This is a genomic window from Paenibacillus sp. J31R122, assembly GCF_056269185.1.
In genome coordinates this window covers 23,548-47,657 of the sequence record NZ_JBWDNM010000017.1, presented here as the reverse complement: position 1 = coordinate 47,657, position 24,110 = coordinate 23,548, and the positions used below count along the sequence as shown (strand labels likewise).

16 protein-coding genes and 1 pseudogene are annotated in these 24,110 nt (G+C 42.7%); 3 read left to right on the top strand and 14 right to left on the bottom strand.

The window, feature by feature from the left end:
• Positions 1-27 precede the first annotated feature (27 nt).
• Both AC0YN7_RS24340 and AC0YN7_RS24335 read right to left on the bottom strand, forming a co-directional pair.
• Positions 28-4,497 (bottom strand): FIMAH domain-containing protein, encoded by a 4,470-nt coding sequence (locus tag AC0YN7_RS24340; RefSeq protein WP_475812613.1) that lies wholly within the window; start codon positions 4,495-4,497, stop codon positions 28-30.
• Positions 4,498-4,978: 481 nt separating this feature from the next.
• Positions 4,979-5,674, bottom strand: coding sequence for a MerR family DNA-binding transcriptional regulator (locus AC0YN7_RS24335; protein WP_475812612.1), 696 nt, complete (start codon positions 5,672-5,674; stop codon positions 4,979-4,981).
• A 230-nt stretch (positions 5,675-5,904) separates the two neighbouring features.
• Here AC0YN7_RS24335 and AC0YN7_RS24330 point away from each other — a divergent pair, with 230 nt between their 5' ends.
• Together AC0YN7_RS24330 and AC0YN7_RS24325 are read left to right on the top strand one after the other, a co-directional pair.
• The gene (locus tag AC0YN7_RS24330) at positions 5,905-6,555 is read left to right on the top strand and encodes a VOC family protein (protein WP_475812611.1); all 651 of its coding nucleotides are present in this window, start codon (positions 5,905-5,907) and stop codon (positions 6,553-6,555) included.
• Positions 6,556-6,823: 268 nt separating this feature from the next.
• Positions 6,824-8,014: an IS256 family transposase gene (locus AC0YN7_RS24325; protein WP_475812610.1), complete on the top strand. Its 1,191-nt coding sequence runs from the start codon at positions 6,824-6,826 to the stop codon at positions 8,012-8,014.
• Between the two features lie 324 nt (positions 8,015-8,338).
• On the opposite strand, the gene AC0YN7_RS24320 is transcribed toward AC0YN7_RS24325, so the two are convergent.
• From AC0YN7_RS24320 to AC0YN7_RS24275, 10 genes and pseudogenes are all read right to left on the bottom strand, one after another.
• Positions 8,339-9,169: a carbohydrate ABC transporter permease gene (locus tag AC0YN7_RS24320; protein WP_475812609.1), complete on the bottom strand. Its 831-nt coding sequence runs from the start codon at positions 9,167-9,169 to the stop codon at positions 8,339-8,341.
• A gap of 2 nt (positions 9,170-9,171) precedes the next feature.
• Positions 9,172-10,059 carry a carbohydrate ABC transporter permease gene (locus tag AC0YN7_RS24315; protein WP_475812608.1) on the bottom strand — a complete coding sequence of 296 codons (888 nt, stop codon included), beginning with the start codon at positions 10,057-10,059 and terminating at the stop codon, positions 9,172-9,174.
• 80 nt (positions 10,060-10,139) lie between these two features.
• On the bottom strand, positions 10,140-11,447 hold the full coding sequence (locus AC0YN7_RS24310) for an ABC transporter substrate-binding protein (protein ID WP_475812607.1): 1,308 nt from the start codon (positions 11,445-11,447) through the stop codon (positions 10,140-10,142).
• Between the two features lie 84 nt (positions 11,448-11,531).
• Complete coding sequence (locus AC0YN7_RS24305; RefSeq protein ID WP_475812606.1) at positions 11,532-12,491, bottom strand: S-layer homology domain-containing protein; 960 nt, start codon at positions 12,489-12,491, stop codon at positions 11,532-11,534.
• On the bottom strand, positions 12,473-16,765 hold the full coding sequence (locus AC0YN7_RS24300; RefSeq protein WP_475812605.1) for a glycoside hydrolase domain-containing protein: 4,293 nt from the start codon (positions 16,763-16,765) through the stop codon (positions 12,473-12,475). The genes AC0YN7_RS24305 and AC0YN7_RS24300 overlap by 19 nt, the downstream gene beginning before the upstream one ends.
• 165 nt (positions 16,766-16,930) lie before the next feature.
• The gene (locus AC0YN7_RS24295; protein ID WP_475812604.1) at positions 16,931-18,652 is read right to left on the bottom strand and encodes a sensor histidine kinase; all 1,722 of its coding nucleotides are present in this window, start codon (positions 18,650-18,652) and stop codon (positions 16,931-16,933) included.
• The gene (locus AC0YN7_RS24290) at positions 18,649-19,752 is read right to left on the bottom strand and encodes a response regulator transcription factor (RefSeq protein ID WP_475812603.1); all 1,104 of its coding nucleotides are present in this window, start codon (positions 19,750-19,752) and stop codon (positions 18,649-18,651) included. The genes AC0YN7_RS24295 and AC0YN7_RS24290 overlap by 4 nt, the downstream gene beginning before the upstream one ends.
• A 157-nt stretch (positions 19,753-19,909) precedes the next feature.
• A pseudogene (locus tag AC0YN7_RS24285) lies at positions 19,910-20,230 on the bottom strand (UDP-glucose 4-epimerase); the annotation flags it as partial.
• A gap of 101 nt (positions 20,231-20,331) precedes the next feature.
• On the bottom strand, positions 20,332-21,153 hold the full coding sequence (locus AC0YN7_RS24280) for a TrmH family RNA methyltransferase (protein WP_475812602.1): 822 nt from the start codon (positions 21,151-21,153) through the stop codon (positions 20,332-20,334).
• Between the two features lie 2 nt (positions 21,154-21,155).
• The gene (locus tag AC0YN7_RS24275; protein ID WP_475812601.1) at positions 21,156-21,827 is read right to left on the bottom strand and encodes a potassium channel family protein; all 672 of its coding nucleotides are present in this window, start codon (positions 21,825-21,827) and stop codon (positions 21,156-21,158) included.
• Between the two features lie 134 nt (positions 21,828-21,961).
• Between AC0YN7_RS24275 and sspI the strand changes: the two genes are divergently transcribed.
• Complete coding sequence (sspI, locus tag AC0YN7_RS24270) at positions 21,962-22,195, top strand: small acid-soluble spore protein SspI (protein ID WP_475812600.1); 234 nt, start codon at positions 21,962-21,964, stop codon at positions 22,193-22,195.
• Here sspI and AC0YN7_RS24265 read toward each other — a convergent pair.
• A complete protein-coding gene (locus AC0YN7_RS24265) occupies positions 22,189-23,394 on the bottom strand; it encodes an alpha-D-ribose 1-methylphosphonate 5-triphosphate diphosphatase (RefSeq protein WP_475812677.1) in 1,206 nt (401 codons plus the stop codon). The two genes, sspI and AC0YN7_RS24265, sit on opposite strands and share 7 nt — an antisense overlap.
• 42 nt (positions 23,395-23,436) lie before the next feature.
• Complete coding sequence (locus tag AC0YN7_RS24260) at positions 23,437-23,997, bottom strand: GbsR/MarR family transcriptional regulator (protein ID WP_475812599.1); 561 nt, start codon at positions 23,995-23,997, stop codon at positions 23,437-23,439.
• Between the last annotated feature and the right edge of the window lie 113 nt (positions 23,998-24,110).

The following is a 24,110-nucleotide window of genomic DNA, read 5'->3' as shown; positions in this document are numbered from 1 at the left end:
GCATGGAGGATTGTTTTGTCTTATCGACTAATTTTGCCAGCCGTTCCATAGCTGTATCAGTCTTTGTGTTTTCTCCTCTAAAAGCTGCTTGGCATCCTCAGACACAGATGAGGCTAATGCTTCATTCCACAGATGCTTGAGAAAGTCCTCCAGCTTCTTGACTGCTTGGTCATGATGACCATTCACCTTATGATACTCCGCCTGCTTTAGAGAATTGCTCAATTGATTCGTAAGCGGACTTAGCACCCCGCCTGAAGCGATCAACTGGTCAAGCGTTGCTTGAAGCGAAGCAAGGGTGATCAGTGTGCGGACAACCAGCTCTTCACTCGGCGCTGATACAACCCCTGATTCATGCACCGCTATGACTTTAAAACGATACTCCGTATCCGGCTCAAGGCCTCCAGCCGCATAAACGGATTCCGTAACCGTCGCAGCTTCAGCACCATTGACGGAAATACGATAAGCCACCGCTCCGCCGTCGCTCGGGAAGACTGGATTCCAGCTTACCAATGCTCCTGCCGCATCAATGTCAGATGCCTGCAGCCCTGTCGGAGCAGGAACGACGAGACGTGTGCGGAAGCTCGACAGCTCTGACGCTTTAAAGCCGCCGAATGCATCTTCTGCAACCGCGTACCAATAATAGGTCTGGCTTCCGGCAAGACCGCTCCATGTCATCTGCACGGTATCCCCGCTTGCAGCTTGAACGGTGCTTCCGATTGCCTCATCCGAATAAATCCGCACCTCCAGCATATCGGTAGCGACTCGTTTTACTTGAGGCTCAAGGTCCATCTTAAGCGTCCATTCGTCCTTTTGAGGCTCATAGTAATTATAATCATCAAGTACAGGCGAATACGTGTTGACGTACACCTGACCCGTTTCCGTATCGAAATGGAACAGCTTCAAATAGCCGGAGCCGCCGGTAACGCCGTCTTCAATTCCTTGGTAATCATTAAGAATTTGGTGCACATAGCGATCAGCCGTTCCGTCGTTATTGTCGTCAAGCGCATCGGTTTTTACCGAACTGCCGGTATAGTGGCCGCTAATGACCATGACAACGTTCGGGTTAGGTATAACTACGCCGTTATAAATCATTTCTCCTGTTGCGGAACGAGTCGCATTCGCCTTCATGTATTCGTGGAACACTAGTATCGCTTTTCGTTCCGGATGTTGCTGCAGCACCTCGTTCATCCAGTTCATGTCTTCCTCATTAACGCCCCAGCCCATGTAGACGAAAATATAGTCATTGCCGCTCGCTGAGATCAAGTCGTAATGACCGCGATTGTCCTTATAGGATTCACCATAGAAAGATTTATCCTCGAAGCGTGCCTTGCCAAAATACTGTGAAAACGCCGAGTAATCCGGTTCCGAGTTTGCTCCTCCATCAAATACATCATGGTTCCCGGCTACTACTCCGTATGGGATGTCAGCATCCTCAAGCACCTTCATGAACTTATCCGCCCGGTCCCACTGATCCATGTTAGCTGAGAAATTAACGATATCACCAACGTGCGCCACGTAGCGAATATTCATCGCTTCCTTATTGTCTCGAATCCATTCGACCTGAGCTTGGAAGTATTCAGGTATAATTTCCGCATAAAGCTGCGTATCAGGCATGGCTACAAACGTATAGTCGTAATCATCCGGTCCCGGAATCAGGTCCTGAATAAGCACTTGAACCCGGCCGTTGCTAACATATTCAGCGGCTGGTACGGAAGCAGCCAATGTGAAGTCCTCCTCTGAAAGGGCAACCATCGATGCGAGCGGCTTCCATTCTCCCGACCGATAGTTCCAGGCGTACAGGCTTACTTTCCGGCCTTCAAGTGAGTGTCCTTCCCAATAGAGCTCGATAAGATCACCCGCTCCAACATCGGGACCAACTTCCACCTCGAACCTTTGATAAGGGAATTGTTGGGTTGCATCTATTGTTACGTACTCATTGTCAGAAACGGCTAGTTTAGCTTTCTCGCTTTCTGACAGAAGCGCGTCGCCCGGGGTAACGAGCGTAAGCGGCGGCTCCCTGTCTATAGCATTGGCATAGGCTGTTACGGCTTCACTTCCTGCGCTAATCCGCTTCCCTTGGTAGAAGGTGACTTGCATGGAATCACCTGCAGGGTCCTGAACCTTCACCTGCAGCACGGCATCCGTATCGGCATCTGTCGTTCCATTTGCAGGTGCTTCCGGTACCGGTTTATACGGTTGTTCCTCTGGCGTAACGAAATGGACTGTTTTCTCCATAGTCTGTCCCGCTGCATCTGTCGCTTTCATATTCAGCACATGCCCCCCTGCATCCAGAACAGCTGAAGATGCCGAATAGGGGACTTGAATTGCAGCCCCATCCAAAGTTACCTTGAACGTTGAGATTGTCGATACAGCATCATTGGCCTCCGCAGTTATCATGAAACTGCCCTTGTATGACTGGCCCTCTGTCATATTGCTCGTAATGACCGGACCATTATTGTCTACGAGTACATTAGCGACAACACTCTGGCCATCCGCTGACGCCAGCGTCACTTGACTCGGTCCATCCGCAGCTTCTGTCGTATCCCAACGATAGGAGACCGCATTCCACTTATCTTCCGGTATAGCAAACTCGAAATAAACAATCGGCAGGAAGCGACCGTTATCCCCCATATCAAATTTAAGCGTTGGACTCGCATACTTAGGGTCCCTCAGCTCTGTGCCGTCAGCAAGCACAAGCCGAACGTTGCGGATATCGAAGTCATCCAGGCCGCCCTCCGGCGCATGCTCGTAGTAGGCTCTGTTCACCGAGCCCGCCCGGATGGCGATGCGATTCGGCGATGTCGAACGGAACAGCTCCGGCCTGACCGGAACAGCAATCGTTGTGTAGTTCGTCGTGCCAAGCGGAATCATGCTTATCTCCTCACGGCCAACTGTCAGATAATTCCTCCCGTTGTCAATTCCATTAGCTTCAAAGACGAAGTACGAAGGCTTGTCCATCGCCTTCTCGATACCTGACGTCTCCACCCACCCACTCTCTGGAATGTCGTAGTTGAAATTGACGATTGGCAAGAACCTGCCGTCATCCCCCATATCAAAATTAGTCGCAGGCGCGTATTGCGGGTCCCGCAGCACTGTACCGTCTGCTAAAATAAGCCGTACATTGCGGATATTATAGTCATCCAGATCCAGCGTCTCTGGAGCTTCCTCGTAATAAGGCCGATTAGTCGATCCAGCCTGAACGGTTATGGTGTTCACTTGCCCATACTTAAATAGATCCGGACTGACCGGTATTTGAACCGTTACATAGCCGGTCATGTTATGCGGGATGATTTGCACAATGTCCCCATCAACCGTAATCGCATTTTGACCGGCATTAATACCACTGGCTTCAAACGTAAAATAAGCTAGACCGGCTAAGCCCATTTTCGTTCCGGCGCCTTCGATGGATAACGTTAGGTTATTCGGCGAAATGCCATTGCCCGAAGCAACGACAACCTTCTCTCCGGATATGACGTCACCGTCTTTTAGATTCAACGCCGGTACGTTTTGCTCTCCTAGAAGTGATAGCTGCACATAGCTTGTCTCCGTCACATTCGTACCGTCGGATACCCTGAAGAAATAGTCTATCTTCGTGCTGCCGTACCATTCCGTAAAGTCCAGAGAATGTCGGAACAATCCGTCCTTGCCCTTGGCAATATGGGAATACTTATAGACCTGATCCCCGGCCTTTTTATAATGAAGCACAACCGATGTAAGCAATCGGTCATCATTTGCTTCCGCAACGAATTCGATCGGATGGTTTAAGTCAGGCGCGGCTGTGCTCGTCATATTCCGGACGGTCGGCGCAACGAAGTCCGTTTGAATCGAAACAGGCTGTGCCGGTGCTTGTCCAGGTTCGAGACTGCCCGGTGTTCCCCGCACTACCTTAGAACTCAGCAGATTCATCTCGAGACTCCCAGTGTCTGGAATAGTATAGATAATGCCCATATTCGGCTTCGTATCCACGACACCTTTGTTATAGCTGGCTGTCACAATATCCTGCCCCGTGCTGGTCGCTACCGCAATCGTGCGCTCACGCAAGTCATTCATCCCGCTGGGGATCCGGATAATGTTTACATTCTCGACAAGATTTGTACCGTAGTTCGCATTGAATTCGCCGACTGTCCGGTTTGGCGTATCTGCTGTTGTCATCCCCCAAAGCACTAATGTTTGCTGCGGAGGTATAATAACTGATGCGTAAGGCCTCCAGTGTAGATCATCGTCTGGGGCTCCCGGGTACCGGTAAACAATCATATAATCTCCAAAGTTGATCGGCTGATCGGTATTGTTGTACACCTCTACATATTCGTAGGCGTCCTCATCGCCAACATTCGTGGATTCAGGAACAAGTTCTGTTATGAGCAATTTTGGAGGTGTATCAGAGCTCTGTACCCCAGACGTATCAGCTGCAGCATAACCTATTGGAAGCAAAGAAACCCCAAGCATGACTGCCGTTAACAAAAGAGACAAATGATACTTCCATCTTTTTGCTGCCATTAATCCCTTCATCTCCTCTTCTATTCATTTCGCCTCGATTCTGGATGCAATTACGTTAATCAAAACTCGATAAGTTAAAATTGCCTGTTCATCACCACCTTTCAGAAGTCCGGCCAATAGGAAAGAAAGAGCAATATGCCATATCACCTTTTTTATTAATCCATTTGATGTATTAATTATTCTTCGCTCTTTTTATTTAAATTCCTTTTTTATCAAGCCATTGTTACAAAAACTTATAAGAACAAATCACCTGATGGTGAAAGTAAAACATAAAAAAGATCCCCATCTTTCGACGAGGATCTCATATAGAGATGATTTAATCCAGGGGCACCTTCTGCCCCTTTCACTTTTTAACCGTTCTGCACACCTACATCCGCTTCAAGTTAAGGCATTCTGGATAACACAATAACATTGGTATAACCTTCAATAATAATCAGGTATGGATATCTGAATATCGCTCGACGCATCGGCAACGAACGTGTTACCTGTTTGATAAAACGTCAAAAAGATTTTGCAAATTTGCGATACCTCGCACTTGTTCAACTAATGCATAATCAATGTATTGAAGGGATTGATAAGCAATTTCTTTTGCTTGTGAAACATCGTTGTTATCAAGCCCTATCAATACTTCTCGAACAATATCCAAGGAGTAGGCTACCCTTTGAACGGTTCGGATTATAAGCACCTTGCGAATATCGGTTCGATAATAAATACGGAATCCACTTTCTTTTTGGCGATCAGGTTTTATTAATCCTTCTTTTTCCCAATGCCGAATTGAAGAAGTGGATACATTAGCTATTTGGGCTACCTCTCCAATCGTAAATGCACTCTTACTAAGGTACCTTGGAATTTCTGCATTTTCTATCAAATCAATCATTTCAATTGCTCTTAGTACAGTTTCCTTTTCAGCATGGAGGTTCACTTGTGCTTTATTAATTTTCCATAAAATATCAAGTTTCCCCCCCTTTATGATTAGCGGCATGATTGCTCGAACCAAATCCATGCCAAACCCAGGAATCAGAGCACGAATACATTGAAAGTATGCCTCATGTTCCATTGTGTAGATGCGATACCCATTTGAAGCTCTCTTAATCTCAGGAATAAGTCCCCACGACTCATAGTGCCTTAATGCACTTGTGCTTATATTCAATTTTTTTGCTATCTCAATACCTTTCATCTCAATCCCATTCCTTACAACCTATAATTTATTATTAAAGTATACGACGGGTATTTGTATGTTTCTAACTTTAACACAATAGAAAATGGACTTAAACCTTATCATTTGCATGAATGTTATACTATTGGATTTTAAGATAAATTTTCGACAGGAGTTGAATTCTACTGAATAAAATCATACCTATGCTACCGTGTCAATCAATAAAGGAGCAGGTTGCCTTTTATGAGTATTTGGGGTTTAAAATAATTCAAATTACCAATCGTCCTAGTCCATATGCGGTTGTGAAGTATGGTGAACTTGAGATCCATTTTTATGGAAGCAAAAGAACATTGCCTAATGAAAACCCAAATATGTGCTATCTATTAGTTGATGATGTAAGTCGTGTATATGATGAGTTCACTTCAGGATTAAAAGAAAATATCGGAAAAATCCCCCGTTCTGGTATACCCAGAATATCAAAATTGAAAGATTTGGCAGAAGATAGAAGATTCATGGTAACAGATATGGGTGGAAATACACTTTTTGTTGGAACACCGAATGCTAAGGGATCCGATCCTGCTTTTTTTAGAATAATCGAAAGTACCGACTTCGCAAAAAAATTTGAAATTCTCTACGATTTAATGTACTCAAAAGAGGATGTCAATTCAGCGTTCAATATGTTGATAAAATTCTTTCCTGAAGATCTAATATCAATCAAAGTTGAAACGTTGGATTTAGCAAAAATATTACTAGTTGCATTGGATATCCATTTGCAACGTAATAAAATAATAAATCAAAGAATTAACGATAGGCTTAACGAGTTATTTAACGGTTGCGAACTACAAAATCCTGATTGGAAAAAAATCTTGCATAAGTATGACGACCTTATTAGCGGTGAATAAATTTCTTCATAAATAAGTGCAATGGAAATCAAGAAACAGCGATTGCCAGGGACGTTAAAATAAGTCCCGTAAGCGAATTTGTGAGTTGTAATTCTCTTTGTCATGGAAAACAGCACTTTTAGGAGTGTTTTGTAACGTCTATTTGGCACTCGCTGTAGACAATGGTGACGTACAATAGTCTGTGTACCAAGTTTTGGAGTCTATTCAAAACACAAAAAAGTAGGGTATCCTCGGAATTACTGAGATCACCAAGGAGGAACCCTACTCGATGAATATTGTACCCGAAAACCTAATGAATAATCTATTTGAAAATCTTGTCACCCAATTCGTGAAAGACAATCTTGAATCTATCAAGAGAGCTGAAATTCAGCAGTTCATGGCGAATGAAGAGGCAGGCCAGAACAACAGCCGTAACGGATACTACACACGTAATCTGCACACCAAGTATGGAAACTTAGAGGATCTGGAAGTCCCCCGTGACCGAAAGGGAGCCTTTCAAACCCAAGTCTTTGAGCCGTATCAACGGCGGGATGGTTGGCTGGAAGAGGCGGAAATCCAGATGTATAAAAGTGGAATGGGTGCGCGAGACGTAGCTCGATTCATTGAAAGCATGTTTGGTAGCCACTACTCGCCCACGACCATCAGCAACATTACCGCTACTGTGCTAGAAGACATCCAAAATTGGCAGACGCGTCCGCTCTCTAAACGCTACTCCGTCATCTACCTAGATGGGCTCTATGTAAAGCTCAAACGCGGCACGGTCAGCGGTGAGGTTATCTATTTCGCTATGGGGATCGATGAAGACGGACACCGTCAAATCCTTGGCTTCTATGTGGGTGGACAAGAGAGCGCAAATGGTTGGCGGGATGTGCTGAAAGACCTCTACAACCGAGTGGCACAGGAAGTCTTGCTCGGTGTGTTTGACGGTCTGCCGGGGCTGGATACGGCGTTTAAAGAAACGTATCCCAAGGCCGATGTACAGCATTGTATCGTACATAAAGTACGCTCCACGTTTCCTAAAATTCGAGTTCAGCACAAGACGGAAGTCATTGAAGATCTAAAGACCATTTACACCACTAGTGACGAAGACCTGGCACGGGCTGCGTATGATACGGTGAAGAACAAGTGGGGCAAACTCTACCCGAAAGATATGGGTATGTGGGAAGAACAGTTACCGACATTGCTAACGTTCTACAAGTACCCAGCGTTAATTAAAGAATCTATCTACACGTCCAATCCCATTGAGCGCATGAATAAGGAGATTCGAAAACGTCTGAAACCGATGAACAGTCTCACAAATATGGACGCCGCAGAGAAGATTGTCTACCTCAATGTCATGGAGTATAACGAACGCTTTGCGGACCGGGTCATCCGAGGATTTGGCGTTCCCGAGGTCAAAAAGGAATTAACCGAGATGTTTGAAGAACGCTACCCCACTGTGGAAACTCAAGAAGAGTAGTAACCGGATTGCCAGGTGAGGGTTCCCCCCACCTGTAACCACTAAAGTATACCCGATAAGATACTTCTACCGCTTACACAAACTTCTTGACGCTACCGATGTATTTACCTTTGACTGTATTTCATTCAGGCTAATCACCTGTTACACAGATAAAAAGCTTCTAACGACCTATTTGACTGTATCTTTTCCATTCAAACTCATTTATATATGGAATTTAAGCTGTTTGAATGTACAAAATCCACTCAAAACACATTCCTCCCCTCTTTACATACGTTGAAATAAAAAAACGATTCTTCAAATTAGAAGAATCGCTCCATGTTCCCTTTATCCCTTAACAGAACCCGCTGTGATACCTTGAATGATATATTTTTGCATAAAAATATAGAATAGAACCAGCGGCGCAACAGCAAGGAACATCATCGGGAAGAAGTTCGTCCAATCCACCGAAAATTGTCCGATGTTCCGGAATACCTCCAGTAGAAGCACCCCCTTCTCTCTAGATTGCAAGAACAATAGCGGTGTCATGAAATCGTTCCATGTAGCTAAGGCATTTAGTATGGCTACTGTTGCAACAACTGGAGTTAACAATGGAAATACGATTTGCCAATATACCCGCCAAACTCCGCTGCCATCGACTCTAGCTGCTTCTTCCAACTCTATAGGAACGGTAGATACTATAAATCCACGAAACAAGAAGATTGAGAACGGTATGCTATAGCATATTTCGATCAGAATGACGCCAGTTCGTGTATTCATTAAATCCATTTGACTAACCAATTTATATAAAGCCAATATTCCCATCTGGTAAGGAACCATCATCCCCACCATGAAGAGTAGAAACACCATTCGATTGATGTGGTTTTTCCGTCTTGCGAGACTATATGCAGCCATTGAAGAGAAAACGATAATACTGATAACCGAAGTTACCGTAATAATCAGATTGTTAGTAAGAGCTTGAAGATAGTTCATTGCTTTGAAGGCGCGAATATAATTATCCAACGTAATATCCATAGGCAAACCCATTGGATGCGCAACTGCTTCATCTGGTGTTTTAAAAGTCGTTACTATTAGATAGTAAATGGGAATCAAAAAGATCGCAGCTACGACGATCATGATCACTTCCAGGAAAATGTCTCTTCTACCTCGTTTGATCATGTTCACCGCCTCTCCCACAGTCTAATGATACCCATATGAACAGCAGTAATAATCGCTACTATAATGACGAAGACAATACCAAAAGCAGCCCCATAGCTATAAAACCCTTCACTGAGCCCTTTTTTCAGCATGAGCGATACAATCGTTTCGGTAGAATGCCCTGGCCCACCACCCGTTAGTGCGTATATAATATCAAATACCTTCAAGCCACTAATCATGCCGGTAACCGTACTAAATGTAATGGCTGGAAGCAGCAGTGGTAATGTAATGTATCTAAAAGCTTGACCTCCACTAGCGCCATCAATCTTCGCAGCTTCGTAGTAATCAATTGAAATACTTTGCATATTAGCTAAATAAATAACCATCGTATATCCGACCCACTGCCATATTTGCGTAAAAATAACGGAGTAAATCGCGAGGTGTTGATCACCAAGGAAATTAATACGTCTAAATCCAAGCGCTTCTACAAACTGATTGATTAATCCAAAGTCAGATGGTGAATACATGAAATTCCAAAGGAAACCTATAACTAATACACTGAACACCGCAGGAAGGAAGAAGGCGGCGCGCAGTAGATTTTTCGTTCTTAAGTTTTTATGCAATATAACCGCTAAAGGAATGGCCAAAACATTTTGTCCTATCATTGTAAAAAAAGCGTAAATGAGCGTATTCGTAATACCGTCTAAATAGACAGTATCCTTAAACAGTGATATATAGTTGGCTAACCCAACGAATTTAACATCTACAGGGACAACATCTGACCAATTGGTAAAGCTATACCAGGAGGTTTTAAGCGTAGGTAATATAAAAAACACACAATAGATGACAAGTGCGGGAAGCAGCATGAGAAAGTAGCTCGTCTCGTGTTTAAACAAGTTTATTTTTTTCATTGAGGATCAGCCTTCTGTTAGTAGGATAGAAGGAGGCATTATGTTATGCCTCCTTCCTCAATGCATGTAGTACCCTTCGCTTATTTAGATTTAGACAGCATTTCTAATTGTTTTTTATCCGCTGCTTCGAGAACTTGTCGCGGTGTTTTGCTGCCAGCCAATAAATCCTGAAGCCCCTTGCCAAGCTCTGCAAAGGTTGTATCACGTCCTACGCCCCAAACATTCGGTGGATAGAACACATTCCCCGCCTTAAACGCTTCTTGCGCACCGTTGTATTCTATAGGCATTTCGAATACTACGCCTTTCAAATACGATGAACCGCCTTGGTTATCCTGCCAATAAGCCTGCTGACCTTCCGGTGTGGATAATAGCTCAAGCACTTCATAAGCTGCTTCTTTCACTTTGGATTTCGCGTTGATCCCGAAGGAAACGCCGGGTCCCCCAATCATCCAGCCAGGCCCGCCCTTTGTTCCTAAATTCGGAAACATATCAATCTTCATGTCTGGTGCTTTTGCTTTGAACGTCTCCATGTACCATGGACCTGATTGGAACATCGCTGCTTTCCCGCTTGTGAACTCATCGATGGCTTGTTCCTCTTCTAGTCCTAACATCTCTTTCGTAAAAATTCCTCTTTTTATATACTCCGTCCAAGTCGTAAGCGCAGGCTCTAACACGTCAGCCATCTTTAGTTCACCCTTGCCGAAGCCATCATTGAACGCTTTTCCTTCCGAAAGCCCCATGTAGTCATTCATCGCCAAAGCGATAAAAGATTGTGCAGCTACATTCATATTTTTGAGGCCAATGGCTTGAGGTTTGATTCCATTTTCCATAAACGTCTCTGCGACTAGGAAATATTCATCCAACGTTGTAGGTACTTTCAACTCATATTTATTAAATAATTCCACGTTATAAAAGATACCGTTGAACCAGCTTGCTTGAGGCAAGCCATACAGCTTGCCGTCATAGGTCACATTCTCCGTGCCCGATTCGTAGTATTTGCTGCTAAAAGATGCTGTCAAATCTTCGAAATATCCGGCTTTAACCATGTTCGGGTCCGTCATCATTCCCCCGATAACGTCTGGTCCTTCCCCAGCAGCGAGCTGAGTTTTCAGAATATCCGTATACTGCTTGTTATCAATAAATTGATATTCTAGCTCCACTTCCGGCAGCTTATCCTTCACCAGCTGGAGGAACGTCTTAATTCCATCCTCCTTGTTCCAGTAAGACATTCTGACTTTCACTTTCTTTACGGTTTCAGGTTTACTCGCATCTGTAGACTTGGGACTTTCCTTCGCATCATTAACGGTTGGCTGATTCTGACCGCAGCCCGCTGCTATTATCGAAAATATGAGCGCAGTTATTATAAGAAATAACTCTGTTTTTTTCAATTCAACAGCCTCCTAGTTTAGAGCTAGTTTTGAGCTACTTCCTAATACCACCATTCTGAAGTGTGAAACTCATTCTAGTTGTCCTTACTTCAATACTCGCTGCAAAATCATTGCCGCTTCTGCACGAGTTGCAACTCCGTTAGGGACAAACTTGCCCGTTTTGCGTCCTTCGATTAAATGGAGTCCAGCCGCCGCCCTAACAGACTCGAGAGCCCAGGAGGATACATCTTCCTCATCCGTAAACGACGGAGAGGTGCTTCCATCCAATTTAGTTCCTTTATATAGGACATAAGCCCGCATCATCATGGTAACCATCTCTTCTCTTGTAATTTGTGCTTCCGGATCGAAGATGGCTGCACTTTTTCCTGTAACGATACCCGCGTTGAAAGCAATCGAAACATCTTTGTCATACCAAGCATCTGACGCTACATCACTAAATTTCTGTTCGCTCTTTGCGGACAGCTTCAAGCCTCTTACGAGCATCGATGCAAACTCGGCACGAGTCACATAACGTTCTGGACCAAATGTCGTCTCGCTGTCGCCTTTCAAAATCTGCTTGGACGTTAATGCTTCAATAGCATCTTTTGCCCAATGAGAAGAAGGTACATCTGCAAATACTTTTTTCATTTCAAGTACAGCGTACTTACTGAAATGGTCTACTTCAGCTACCATTTCACCGTTAAGTTGTCTTCCTCCAACATACTCTAGTCCCTTTTCATCACTGAGATAATAGATGCCAGTCAAACTTGGGCTCGATATTGGATCGACTTTCAATTTCAAGACTATCGGTTTATCGAATTTCGTTAGGCTCCATTTCTTGCCGTCCTTTGTTTCGATGAATAAACTAAAATCGAATATGGAACCGTAAAGTTTGATCTGAGTCTGACCGCCTGATTGGTTTTTGGCTAGCCAAGCACTCGCCTCGGATTCGGTCAGCTGATTGATTTCCAGCTTGATGCTACTATCCTTTAGATCACCAGCCGGCATTTGAGAAGTCAACTGTTTGATCAATTCAGGAGTCAAAGTTAATGAGAGTTTATCCAACTGTAGGACCAGCTGATTTTTCCCAAGCAGCTCGAGGCATTAATTGGAAGTGTGATCCGTTTCCTATCTCCCTTAACCTGTATCGTCACCACTCCATTTACCGAAGGATTGTTTAAATCCTGAGGTGTAACAACATGTATATCCGGATTAACTTGAATAGGACCTGGGTTGTATACATATTGTGGCTTAAAACTAACATCAATCGCATGGTTTCCTGTTACATTTTTGAAAGTATAGACACTGCCAGTTACTGTGACCGCCTCACTATCAACCGTAACCGTATCAATGTCGTATCCGCTATTTGGTGTGATTGTAAATGCCTGATCTGCACCGTCATTTACCTCAACTTTCCCGCTAGGGCTGATTGTGCCATTCACTCCCGCATTCGCTTGGATGTGATGAGGGACTTTCACCACATCTATGACGAGCTGTCCTCCTTCTAGAACATTTGCAATTTCAAGTTCAGTAATTTCATAGTAAGCAGGTACTTCATAAAGTCGTCCACCATGAACCTTGACTCGCATTTCAGTGATGTCTGTTTGGCCCAATATTGGCAGTTTCTCATGACGGTAAGAACCCATTTTTTCTAAATGGATGTCATTATACATAGGCCAAAATAAGGTGTCTCCATTTTCTGTCCAAACTTGACCGTCATTCATAAGTTGAACCCAACTATCGCCCTTCTTCACGGCTATCGATAGCATGGACGGTATATGATCCAACGCTCCGGCCGGCACGACAATGTCTATAAAATTAAAGCTCTGAGGTTCATCCCATTTAATCGTATACGTATGAGGGAAATTAAATTCTGGTACTGAACCGTAGATACCGTAAGTCAAGGCTGTCTCATAATTATCGTCAATGAGATTATTAACTACCGTTTCTGCAACTGGTGGTTTATCCAAAGTAATCGAAGAAGCTTTGCTCGCAAGATTATTAATCCTCTTGATCGAGATCTTATATTCTTTGACTATTCCTTCATCACCAATGACTTTTACATCTAAAGTGCTTATACCTTCAGGAACCGTAACCATAGCAGTCTGATTTGGTTTTGCAGTCACACCATTAAATGACAGTTCTCCGTAATTATTTTTCATCGTTGATGTAATCGCTATTTTATTCGTTTCGCTACCCAGATTGAGTGAATAATTTCTAATGCTTGGATCAAATGAGAAATTAATGAGCTCTCCACTGTTTGCATCATTCATATTTAATTCAGTCAACGCTACTTCTCTTGTGATTTCTAAATCTTTTAGTTCTCCATTATCAGGAAGGTTGTAAATCTCAAGCTCGTAAAGGGCATACATACTCCAAGTTGTATAATAAGCATCGTTAATCTGTATTCTCAGTTTCTTCACACCATCAACTGCCGGTATGTTCGCATACGTATATTCAATCACACCATCATCTTTGCTGCTCTTCCAAACGACAGGTATGTGCTCGGATATTTTCGACCAAGTTGCCCCATCTTTAGAAACCTCAATGTCTATATCATTAATCCCCTGCAAGAGACCTGACATATTTGCCATAACTATCGTGTTAAAGGCTTGCGGTGTATCCCATGAAAGAACAATCTCATGCGGGAAGGGATGCGTGCCGATATAGTCCCGCTGACTCGCAAACATACTGCCGTAACTACCATCCACCATTTTCTTAGGACTATAGTCCTCGCCCTCACGTGCTGCCGTTGCGGTGATTGAAGAATAGCTTCTTGCCAAGTTGGATTCGACATTGTTTACATTGCCCTTAAGAAAATGTAATGTGTATACTTTCGTAGTTACTCCATCACTGGCTATTGACTGTATGCGGATCGAGCTTTTACCTATCGGAATAGTAGCAGAGAGTACCTGGTTGCTATCCGCGCTTATATCATTAATCTTAAGTGTTCCCTTCTCATCTGTTTGCCGAAGTCCAATGGAAATCTTATCAACATTTGAAGGAATCACAAACTGATAATCAGTAATCTTATTGTTAAAATTGAAAGCCGGTACATTGGAAATATCCAAGCTTTTCAGAGTTGCATCGTAAAGGATTTGACCTTCATACATTTGTACCCTAAAAGCGTCAATATAAAGGTTTTTGTTTTCTAGATTCACAACCTTAATGGTGTGCGACCCTTCTGAAAGATTGCGTTTACTATAAATGGTGAAGTAATCATGCTGCACCAACTCATACGCATCCAGAATTACTGGATCATTTTGATCTATATATACAGCCAATTTCCCAGCCCCGTTATTTTTCTCAACAACAAGATCAATTCCCGTACCGCTAAATTGATATTCCACTGCAGCATTAGCCACTGTCGTAGCTTTAACACCGTCCTGATAGGCATATTGTCTACTCTTGTCATACCAACTGCCTGTATATTTGAGATCGCTATTACTGCTGTCGGCCATGTATGTCATTGGAATTTCTTGGCCAGAATAGGGGCTGGTCGCAAAAGAAATTTCGCCGACATCCTCACCAGCTGCCGCTTTTACCAAATAATCATGAAGCGTCTTGATGTATTCAGGATCAAGCGTATATTTTCTTGGGTCGTCCGGACTTACTGCGCTATCAGCGATACGCTTCGCTAGTTCGGGATTTGTTTGTTTGATTTTGAACATGAGCTCGTAATCCTCGATGCCATCCCTTTGCGCTTCATAACGGAGTGAGCTTTTGACTCCCATATTTTTCGTGTCTGGATAGACAATAGAGGAATCACCACCCCATGGACCCACATACCATGCGTTCCACGCCCAATGCAAAGCACCTTGAACGCCATCTTGGCTTAGATTCCAGAACAAAAGCCTGCCTGTTAAAGTAGGCTGGGTCCAAAATCGGTTCAACCATGGAGGCGTATTTACTTCACAAGTGTAAACCCACATATCTTTGCCCACCAATTGCTCCGCTTTGTACAGCGCTTTCTTCTCTTGGAAAGCAGGCGTTAGTGGTACCCATACGTCTACATAAGGCTTGCTAACTTCGGCCATCAGAATACCGTTTGGATCTGCGTCCATCGTTTTAAACTTTGGCGCAACCTCTTTAAGTTTTCTCGCCACATACGTCCAGAAATTCTTTTGGCTCTCTGTAATAGGCTCATCTAAGATATGCTGATACCATGTGAGATCCTTATCTTTCCACTCTTCTTTTTCCTGTACATGCTTACTAAGAGCAGTCAAATAATTAGTAAGAAATGCATCTGTTACTGGTAATTTTTCAGGCACTCCTGTTTTCCAGATATCGGCTGACAGATGTTCGTTCTCAGGCATATACTTCAGTTGTCTGATCAAATGAATATTAGCGAAATCAGTGACACCCCTATCAATAAATGTCTGAACATATTGATCAAACTTCGACCAGTTAATTTTATCAGGAATACCCGTTTCGAATGCTTTAAGATCAGTTCCTGTCGCATTTAGTAATAGGTCTGTTCGTATCCATATCATATTCTGTCTGTAGTCCGTCATTGTCTTGGCGTAATTGTCCATTAATTTGAACCATTCATCACTGTAAGTCTCTAATCCATAATAGTACTTTCCTACGTCATATCCCTTCTCATTAACTCCTTCACCGTATTGATACCCATCCGACATAAAACCATTGGTCATGGACCATTGATAATTGACGAAATTAGCTTCCGAGGTTTTAGGGATTTCAACATCTGCAACTTCAACACGAATAGGTACTATGTAGTCTCCTAGAGTTGTCTTTACGTTAACTGTACCGCTATAAGTTCCAGGTGAAGTAGTTGTAGGAACATAGTTAGTAATAAAAATGGGCTGGGTTGAATTGGCTTTTACTAGCATGGATACTTCGTTGGATAGCGGATCAGGCATCTCAGATTCTGGATAGATAAACCACCCCTCTCTATTCGGGAAGATATAATTCTCTTTAATCGTATCTGTTAATCCGTATTCCACAAAATGATAAGCTAGATTACTTCCAGCTATTTTTTCGTCTGATGCTGATACCAAGTCTGAGAATTCTACTTTAGTAATTTCAAATGCCTCTTTATTTCTAACTGCGATTATAGCGCTTTCATATTCGTTTTTAGCTGACACTAAGGAGATGTTTTGGATAGGTTCCGCGGGAATGGTACTGGTTCTGTACACCGTTTTCAACGAGTTGACCACCCAGAAGTCAACCATGTCACTAGCAACTTCACTAGCAATGTCATTAGTTACACCACTATCCGTATTACTTTCGGTGCCACTCTCCGCATGAACAGGTAGAGATGCGACGGATAAGAAAAGACTCAAGACAAGAATTAAACTTAACATTTTTCTTCTCATTATTAGACCTCACTTTCATTATTCAAAATCGTACTTCATTTAGTAATTGCCTCCAGTTTTATTGTAGTAGCATCGGAAACTTCAAGACATAACAAATATTTTCGAAATATAACAGAATTCAATGGACAAAAAAATGGAAGTTATCCCGTTGATCTCCTCCGTTTATTAAGCTTGATTTTTTTGGTGATTGTACTTTGGGATTTTAATGGTTACGGTCGTTCCTTGGCCAACACTACTCTCCATAGACAAGCCATATTCCTCTCCAAAAAATAGCTTCAGTCGATCTCTTACATTTTTCAATCCATATCCTTGACCCTCTTGTACGAGTAACCGCTTGATATCCTCCTTCTCTATTCCCACTCCATTATCTGCGATAACGAAGAGGATATCTTCGCCAACGATATTTGCCTTCATCTCTAACTTGCCTCTACCTTCTCGCAGTTGATCAATACCATGTACAATCGCATTTTCAACAATCGGTTGTAAAATAAGATGAATCATTTCGTACTGAAATATCCGCTCATCCACCTCGTACACAACATCAAATCCAGCATTATGCATAGCAGACTGGATATGAATATAAGCTTGAATATTCGTCCATTCATCCTGGATGGAAATCACCTGTTGGCCTTTATTTAGAGTCGTCCTATAAAATTTAGACAATTGATTCACTAGATGACTAATTTCCATCGCGTCCATTCGAATCGCTTTTGAATTAATGAGGGAAAGTGTGTTATAGAGAAAATGGGGATTTATTTGTGCTTGAAGTGCTTTTAGTTCAGCTTCCTTCTGAATATATTTTGCCTGGTACACCTCATCGATAAGTTGATTGATTCGCATAAGCATAGAACCAAATCTTCGTGTAAGCTGACCGATCTCATCCTTGGAATAGGCTGTAACGTTAACATTGAGGTTGCCTTCCTCTACCATTTTCATTTTCGTATTTAATCGAACAATCCCTTTCAAGAATGTTTCCGAAAATAAAAAAATAATAAAACTGAGAAAGACCATACAAAGCAAAACAATGATGCCGGTTGCACTTAAAATATCGCCTGTACTTGCTGTGCTTTGTCCTTTTGGTGCGAGGTAATAGAGTGTCCAGTCAGTTTGCGGGATTGCCTCATGGACAACAATATATTTGGAGCCATCAGCCTTTATTTGAGTCGTTTCAGTGTTCGCTTGAAGAGCGTTTGAAATCACTGCTTCTTGTCCCTTGAGCTCGGAAACAACTATTCTGTTCTGACTGTCCATTATGATGACGCCATGGTCTGCAATTTCTCGGCTCAATACCTCGCCTAATATTTTATCAAAGTTGAACCTGACATAAAGCTGACCAATGACCTGATGAATATCCGGATCATAAATATTTCGTGTTGCAAATAGCCTGTCTTTCTCATACCACCACCATGTTGTATTACGCTCATCGTTTTCTTTCATCAACCAGTACCAGCTGCTGTTTTCAACGTTTAAAGAAGGGGCGATATAGTTGCCAAAACTCTCTTTACGGTTTTCTGAATAGATCATAATTTCATTCATATCACCTACATGATAAAGTAAGTTGAACAGAATCGGCTCGATCTTTTCATTCATCGTCTTAGCGAGAAAATAAGGATCCTGATTCGAATTACTCATCATATCTATTACATCTGGATGATAGACGATCGATTTCATCGGTGCCTCTTGCCGCTGCAGCCGGTAGCTGATTTCCATCGTCATTTGCTTTGCCGTATTCGTTGTACTTTGCAGCTGCAGGTGCTCAGCTGAGGATTTCGAGCTTTGATACGCATATAAGCCGAGTGCTATTGTCGGAAGGATGATAACGGACAAATAGGAAAGAATTAATTTTTGTCTAAGACGAAGATTATGAAAAATAGGCAGCAACTTCAACGTCTATCGCCTCTTTCTCTATATTGAACGGGTGTCATATCAAAGTATTGTTTAAACATCAAATTGAAGTAAGAAGGATTTGTATAACCAACCTGACTGCCTACATCGATCACTTTGAGCGTAGTATCTCTCATGAGCTCTTTCGCACGCTCCATACGGTATCCCGTTATATATTTCCCCAGACTTTGACCTACCACTTTCTTGAACAAAAAACTCAAATAACTAGAGGATAAATGAACCTTTCCAGCCAAATAGTCAAGCCCAATATCATCCCCATATTCCATATGAATGAGACGGATAACTTCCTCAATTACCTTGCGGTTATTCTCATCACTTCGATCATCTAGCTTAACTAGCTTTTGGAAAATGCTGAGGCACAACTCCTTCAACTGGGCAATCGTCTCACTTCCTGCTATACGATCCAGGCCAACCGTTAAGGTTTGGTTCTCCTTTTTCCCAGACGTTTCGTAAACGGTTTTTATAATACTTGTAAATACTAGCTTCACATAAAGTGAATTCATACTTTCAGATGCATGCAGCCTCTCTATGAGGATTTCCAAGCATTGTTTCAGATCATCATAATTCCTTTGTTCAATCGACTTAAAAATGGGCTGCAGGAGGTCATCCATCTCGTTGTCTACCAAATTACTTGTTAAACAAGTACTCCCTTTATCCCATACAAAGCTCCCAGTAAGTAGTTGTTTCTCAAGTTCCATACGCCTTAGATCATTCTCACAAAATGCAATGACATCTTTCATTACGGTCAGAAATTCATCTACTTCAATTGGTTTTAAAATATAATTAATCGTACCTAGCTGAATGGCTTTCTTTGCATATTCAAATTCACCGTAAGCGCTGTAAATGATAATTTTGAGATCTGGTAATATCGTTTTGGCTTGCTTCGCTAGCTCGAGCCCATCCATAAATGGCATTCGGATATCCGTAAATAATATATCTACATGGTTATTCTTGATATAAGCTAATCCGGTTTCCCCGTTATTTGCCTGTGCTAAAACCAAGGGAAGAGAGTGCTTCTGGATCAGCCACTCGATAGCATCAATCTCGATTTGTTGGTCATCAACGACTAGAATCTGATACAAATCTCATCCCTCCTCAAACAACTTTTATTTATGAAAATCTTTCACCCCACTATTCATGACATATGTGATTTAGATATTCGTTCCAGATTTTATATTTCCTTTATATAATTCAATATCTGGTTGTTTTATTGCGAATCTAGTTGTCATGTGGGCTGCTTTAACCCGCAAATTTGATGGACACTTGCGCGAGAATTTCTTTCGTCATTTTCTCCAAATTATATTGTACGCAAAATCCCCATTCTTCCTTGGCAGCAATGCTCTCAATGGCATTAGGCCAGCTATCTGCAATCGCTTGTCTGACCGGATCCACATGATAAGCGATTTTAAAGTGAGGAATATGCCTTCTTATTTCTGCAGCAACCATTTCTGGCTCGATACTCATTGCCGAAACATTAAAAGCATTGCGATGCTTGAGCTTGGAAACGTCTGCATCCATTAATAAGATGATAGCATCAAGGGCATCTGGCATATAAAAGAGCAGAAAAAAAGACTGGATATTTGGTCGGGAAATCACCGACCAGTTTCCAGTCTTTAGTGTTTTGAAGACAGTTATTCATGTTGACGGACAGGAATTATTGTTTAGTTAAACCCCCGCTGCCGCAACCCCTCATACAACAGCACCGTCGCAGCCATCGCTACATTAAGCGATTCCGCTTGTCCCACAATCGGAATAATGACAGACTCGTTTACATGCTCACTTACTTGTGGTGATAAGCCCTCGGACTCACTGCCCATGAACAGCCATGTCGACTGAGTCCAGTCGTAGCTGTAGTAAGTATTCTCAGCTTGCAAGCTTGTCCCGACTAGCTTAATGCCAGAGTCCACCGCTTTTGGCATCAACTCTAACAAATCACCTTCAATAATAGGCAAATGAAAGAGGGAGCCCATCGTTGAGCGGACTGTCTTCGGGTTATAGAGATCAACGCAGCCTTTGCCCAAAATAACTGCATCTGCTCCAACCGCATCTGCGCTGCGAATGATTGTACCAGCATTACCAGGATCGCGTACGCCATCAAGTACAACAACTAGACAGTTGCTTTTGAATAAAGCAGCAGTGTCTGAAGATAGCTTGGACAGTATGGCAAAGACAGGCGGAGGTGTGTCTGTACCTGTACATTTTGCCATGACGGCGCGCGATGCTTGTATCCACTCTAGTCCCAATGTTGCTGATGAATCATTTGTTTCTCTTTCATGCTTCAGCTCCGCAGGTATGCCGCGCTCCGTGTCATAGATGATAGCAGTTACATCGGCATTCCCCTTAAGAGCTTCTAGTACCAAATGGACACCTTCAACTAGAAACTGCCCTGAGCGATCGCGATATTTCTTATCGAGCAGCGACGCCCACTGCTTAACTCTTTCGTTTTGAACAGAGGAGATTATGGAATCAAAGTTTTCATTCATAGTTAGGTTTTGCCTTCCGAATAAGCGATTTCTAGATTTTTTAAATCTGAATTTTTACCGACTATAACAAGTACATCTTCATTCCCGATCAAATCATCGGCATATGGGGCAATGTTCATTTCCGAGTTGACCTTAATAGCCATAACATTACATTTATATTTAGCGCGAATATCGAGCTGCTTTAAGCTTTTGCCAATCATCTGCTGTGGTGCTTTAATCTCAATAATACTGTAGTCATCCGAGATTTCAATATAGTCAAGAATGTTCGGTGAGACGAGATGATGAGCGACGCGTAAGCCCATATCGCGTTCAGGAAATATCACTTTATCAGCACCGATTTTGTGCAGCACTTTGCCGTGAAGCTCATTTTGCGCTTTTACAATAAGTGCTTTCACACCAAGATCCTTTAATATGAGTGTGGTCAAAATACTTGACTGAATATCTTGTCCGATTGCAACGACTACGACATCGAAGTTACGAATACCAAGCGCCCGAAGCGCATCCTCATCTGTTGAATCTGCCGCCACGGCATGTGTCACCGTATTAACGACTTCTTGAATTCTTTGCTCATTTGAATCGATTGCCAGCACCTCGAAGCTCATCTCCGTCAATGCTTTGGCAACGCTGGAACCAAATCGTCCCATTCCAATAACCGCGTATTGCTTCTTAGCCATCGTTACGAAATCCTCCTTTTAGGATGATTGCACTGCCATCTCCATAGTATACCACAGTAAGCCTTCATGGATGAGCTCATCTACCGTCGGGCATAGTAATGGAGGAAATCGAAAGCGGCAGGAGGTTATTCAGGTTGAATACTATTGATTTGCGCCAAGCGATTATTCAGCGTGTGCAGGATAATTCAGTTAAAGAACTAACAGAAGTTATTGAGGACTCCATTGGTAACGATGAAAGAACACTTCCCGGACTTGGTGTGCTGTTTGAAATGATATGGCAGCAATCGACAGAAGCAGAACATGTCCAAATGGTCGATTCACTTTACAAGCATCTTCATCATACCGAGCATGCTAATCCATCTCAATAACGAACGGAAGCCGTATACACAATATGGCCTCCAACGATTGTATTCGTAACCCATGGCAGGGCTTCGAAACGGTCAACTATAATAAGATCAGCAGCTTTGCCCAGCTCAATGGATCCAAGCTCACTGTCCGTGCCTAAAGCCTGTGCAGGATGCAGCGAAGCCATTCGCACCGCAGCTGGCAAAGCTGCTATTCCATCATCGGCTAATTTGAAAATAGCGGTTAACATGGAAGATGGATGGTAGTCTGAACATAGAATATGTGCCGCGCCTGCCGTAATGGCATCGACAGCACGCAAATTTTTGTCATGTGAAGCGCCTCTAACGACGTTCGGAGCGCCTACACATACACGAAGATCCCTGCTTGCCGCATGCTTAGCAGTCTCCAAATTAATCGGGAATTCACAAACAGATACACCATTAAGTATGGACTCCTCTAGTTTAGAGATAGAATCATCATCATGTGAAGCAATTGCTATATGCTGCCTAGCCGCAAGCTTGCTTAATTGAATCAAATTGTCCCAGTTAATTTGCTGCTTTCGTTCCAATAGCTCCTCTACGATCGTACGAACCTCATCGACTCCAACACCTTGATTTTTCATTACATATCGTTCAAATGAACCCGGTTCCCTATATTGTCCTTGACCTGGAGAATGATCCATAAACGACAAATAATCGATTGCCCGCTCCTTTATGTACTGCTCCACAATAGGCAGTCCAGCCAAATAGGACACCTCGTACCTCAGATGGATACGATTGCGAATCATCGAGCGTTTATTTCGGTATCGATGAATGTGGTCAACCATGCCCGTGAGTAAATGATCACCTCGCAAGCTTAAACCAACGCCAAGCGACAAAGAATGATACATCGTTGTAATGCCATGAACAGGCAGCTTCCGTTCAAACTCCAGTAAAGCCATTTCAATCGGAAATAATGTATTAGGTCGAGGCTGAACTTCCTTCTCAATCGCGTCACAATGGATATCAATCAGCCCTGGCAGTACATATCGCTGCTTCGCATCTAGCACAGTCACTGATTTGCGGCTGTTCGTCCATTTCTCGATTGCTGCCTGGTCGAAGAGAAGGGCATCAATTCGTCCATCTACTACAGCAATTGCGCACTCCTCAACGACATCTTTCAGTACGACCTTACCGTTTATAATAATCATAGGGTGCTTATTTTCATGCAGGCGGTCCGTCATCAACTGATCGTCCCCTTTTCCCCAATATTTATTTTGGTCTATTTAGTCTTCCTCTAACGGAATAAATTTATAGATTTCTCCTGTTTCAAATGAATCAATTAGACGATCCAGCCATTTATAATATTTTAAAGCTTCATCTATTTTCAATTCATCATTGTCCAGTATGGCCTGAAACTCTGAATCTTCCTCATATTGAAGCTTGATTGCTTTGATTTCCTTACTTGAACGATTTAAATTACTCATATTCTGCTCGACTGCTTTCCTCCATTTAATAGAGAAATAATCAGCAAAATTTTGGTGCCAATCTGCTTCTACTTCATATAAGTCTTTTCTGGAGCCTTTGCCCCACACCTTATTTATCATCTTCAAATCATGAAGGGTCCTCATGCCTGTGCTCATTGATGTCTTGCTCATACCCATCGTTTCGCTCATTTCATCCAACGTTACGGGTCCTCGATTAAAGTACATATTGCCGTATAAATGACCGATGGACAGCGTAATTCCGTATAAATCCATATTTTCACCAATTGATTCAATTACGCGTCGGCGTGTCTTCAGAAGCTTCGTGCGCTGTTCGTCTGTTAATGCCTCAAGTTCTTTCATGTCTTTCCCTCCTGAGGAATGGCGTTACCCCTATCCATCCTACATTTAGTATTGTAATCAAATGCCTGTCCATCTGTAAAGATTGTAGTTGATCCGAAATAGGGAGTTATCAA

Excerpts from the sequence above, each read along its gene's own strand:
- AC0YN7_RS24300 (WP_475812605.1), bottom strand. The coding sequence starts at position 16,765 with ATGAGAAGAAAAATGTTAAGTTTAATTCTTGTCTTGAGTCTTTTCTTA.
- AC0YN7_RS24315 (WP_475812608.1), bottom strand. The coding sequence starts at position 10,059 with ATGAAAAAAATAAACTTGTTTAAACACGAGACGAGCTACTTTCTCATG.
- AC0YN7_RS24320 (WP_475812609.1), bottom strand. The coding sequence starts at position 9,169 with ATGATCAAACGAGGTAGAAGAGACATTTTCCTGGAAGTGATCATGATC.
- AC0YN7_RS24265 (WP_475812677.1), bottom strand. The coding sequence starts at position 23,394 with ATGACGGACCGCCTGCATGAAAATAAGCACCCTATGATTATTATAAAC.
- AC0YN7_RS24280 (WP_475812602.1), bottom strand. The coding sequence starts at position 21,153 with ATGAATGAAAACTTTGATTCCATAATCTCCTCTGTTCAAAACGAAAGA.
- AC0YN7_RS24340 (WP_475812613.1), bottom strand. The coding sequence starts at position 4,497 with ATGGCAGCAAAAAGATGGAAGTATCATTTGTCTCTTTTGTTAACGGCA.
- AC0YN7_RS24260 (WP_475812599.1), bottom strand. The coding sequence starts at position 23,997 with ATGAAAGAACTTGAGGCATTAACAGACGAACAGCGCACGAAGCTTCTG.
- AC0YN7_RS24335 (WP_475812612.1), bottom strand. The coding sequence starts at position 5,674 with ATGAAAGGTATTGAGATAGCAAAAAAATTGAATATAAGCACAAGTGCA.
- AC0YN7_RS24325 (WP_475812610.1), top strand. The coding sequence starts at position 6,824 with ATGAATATTGTACCCGAAAACCTAATGAATAATCTATTTGAAAATCTT.
- AC0YN7_RS24275 (WP_475812601.1), bottom strand. The coding sequence starts at position 21,827 with ATGGCTAAGAAGCAATACGCGGTTATTGGAATGGGACGATTTGGTTCC.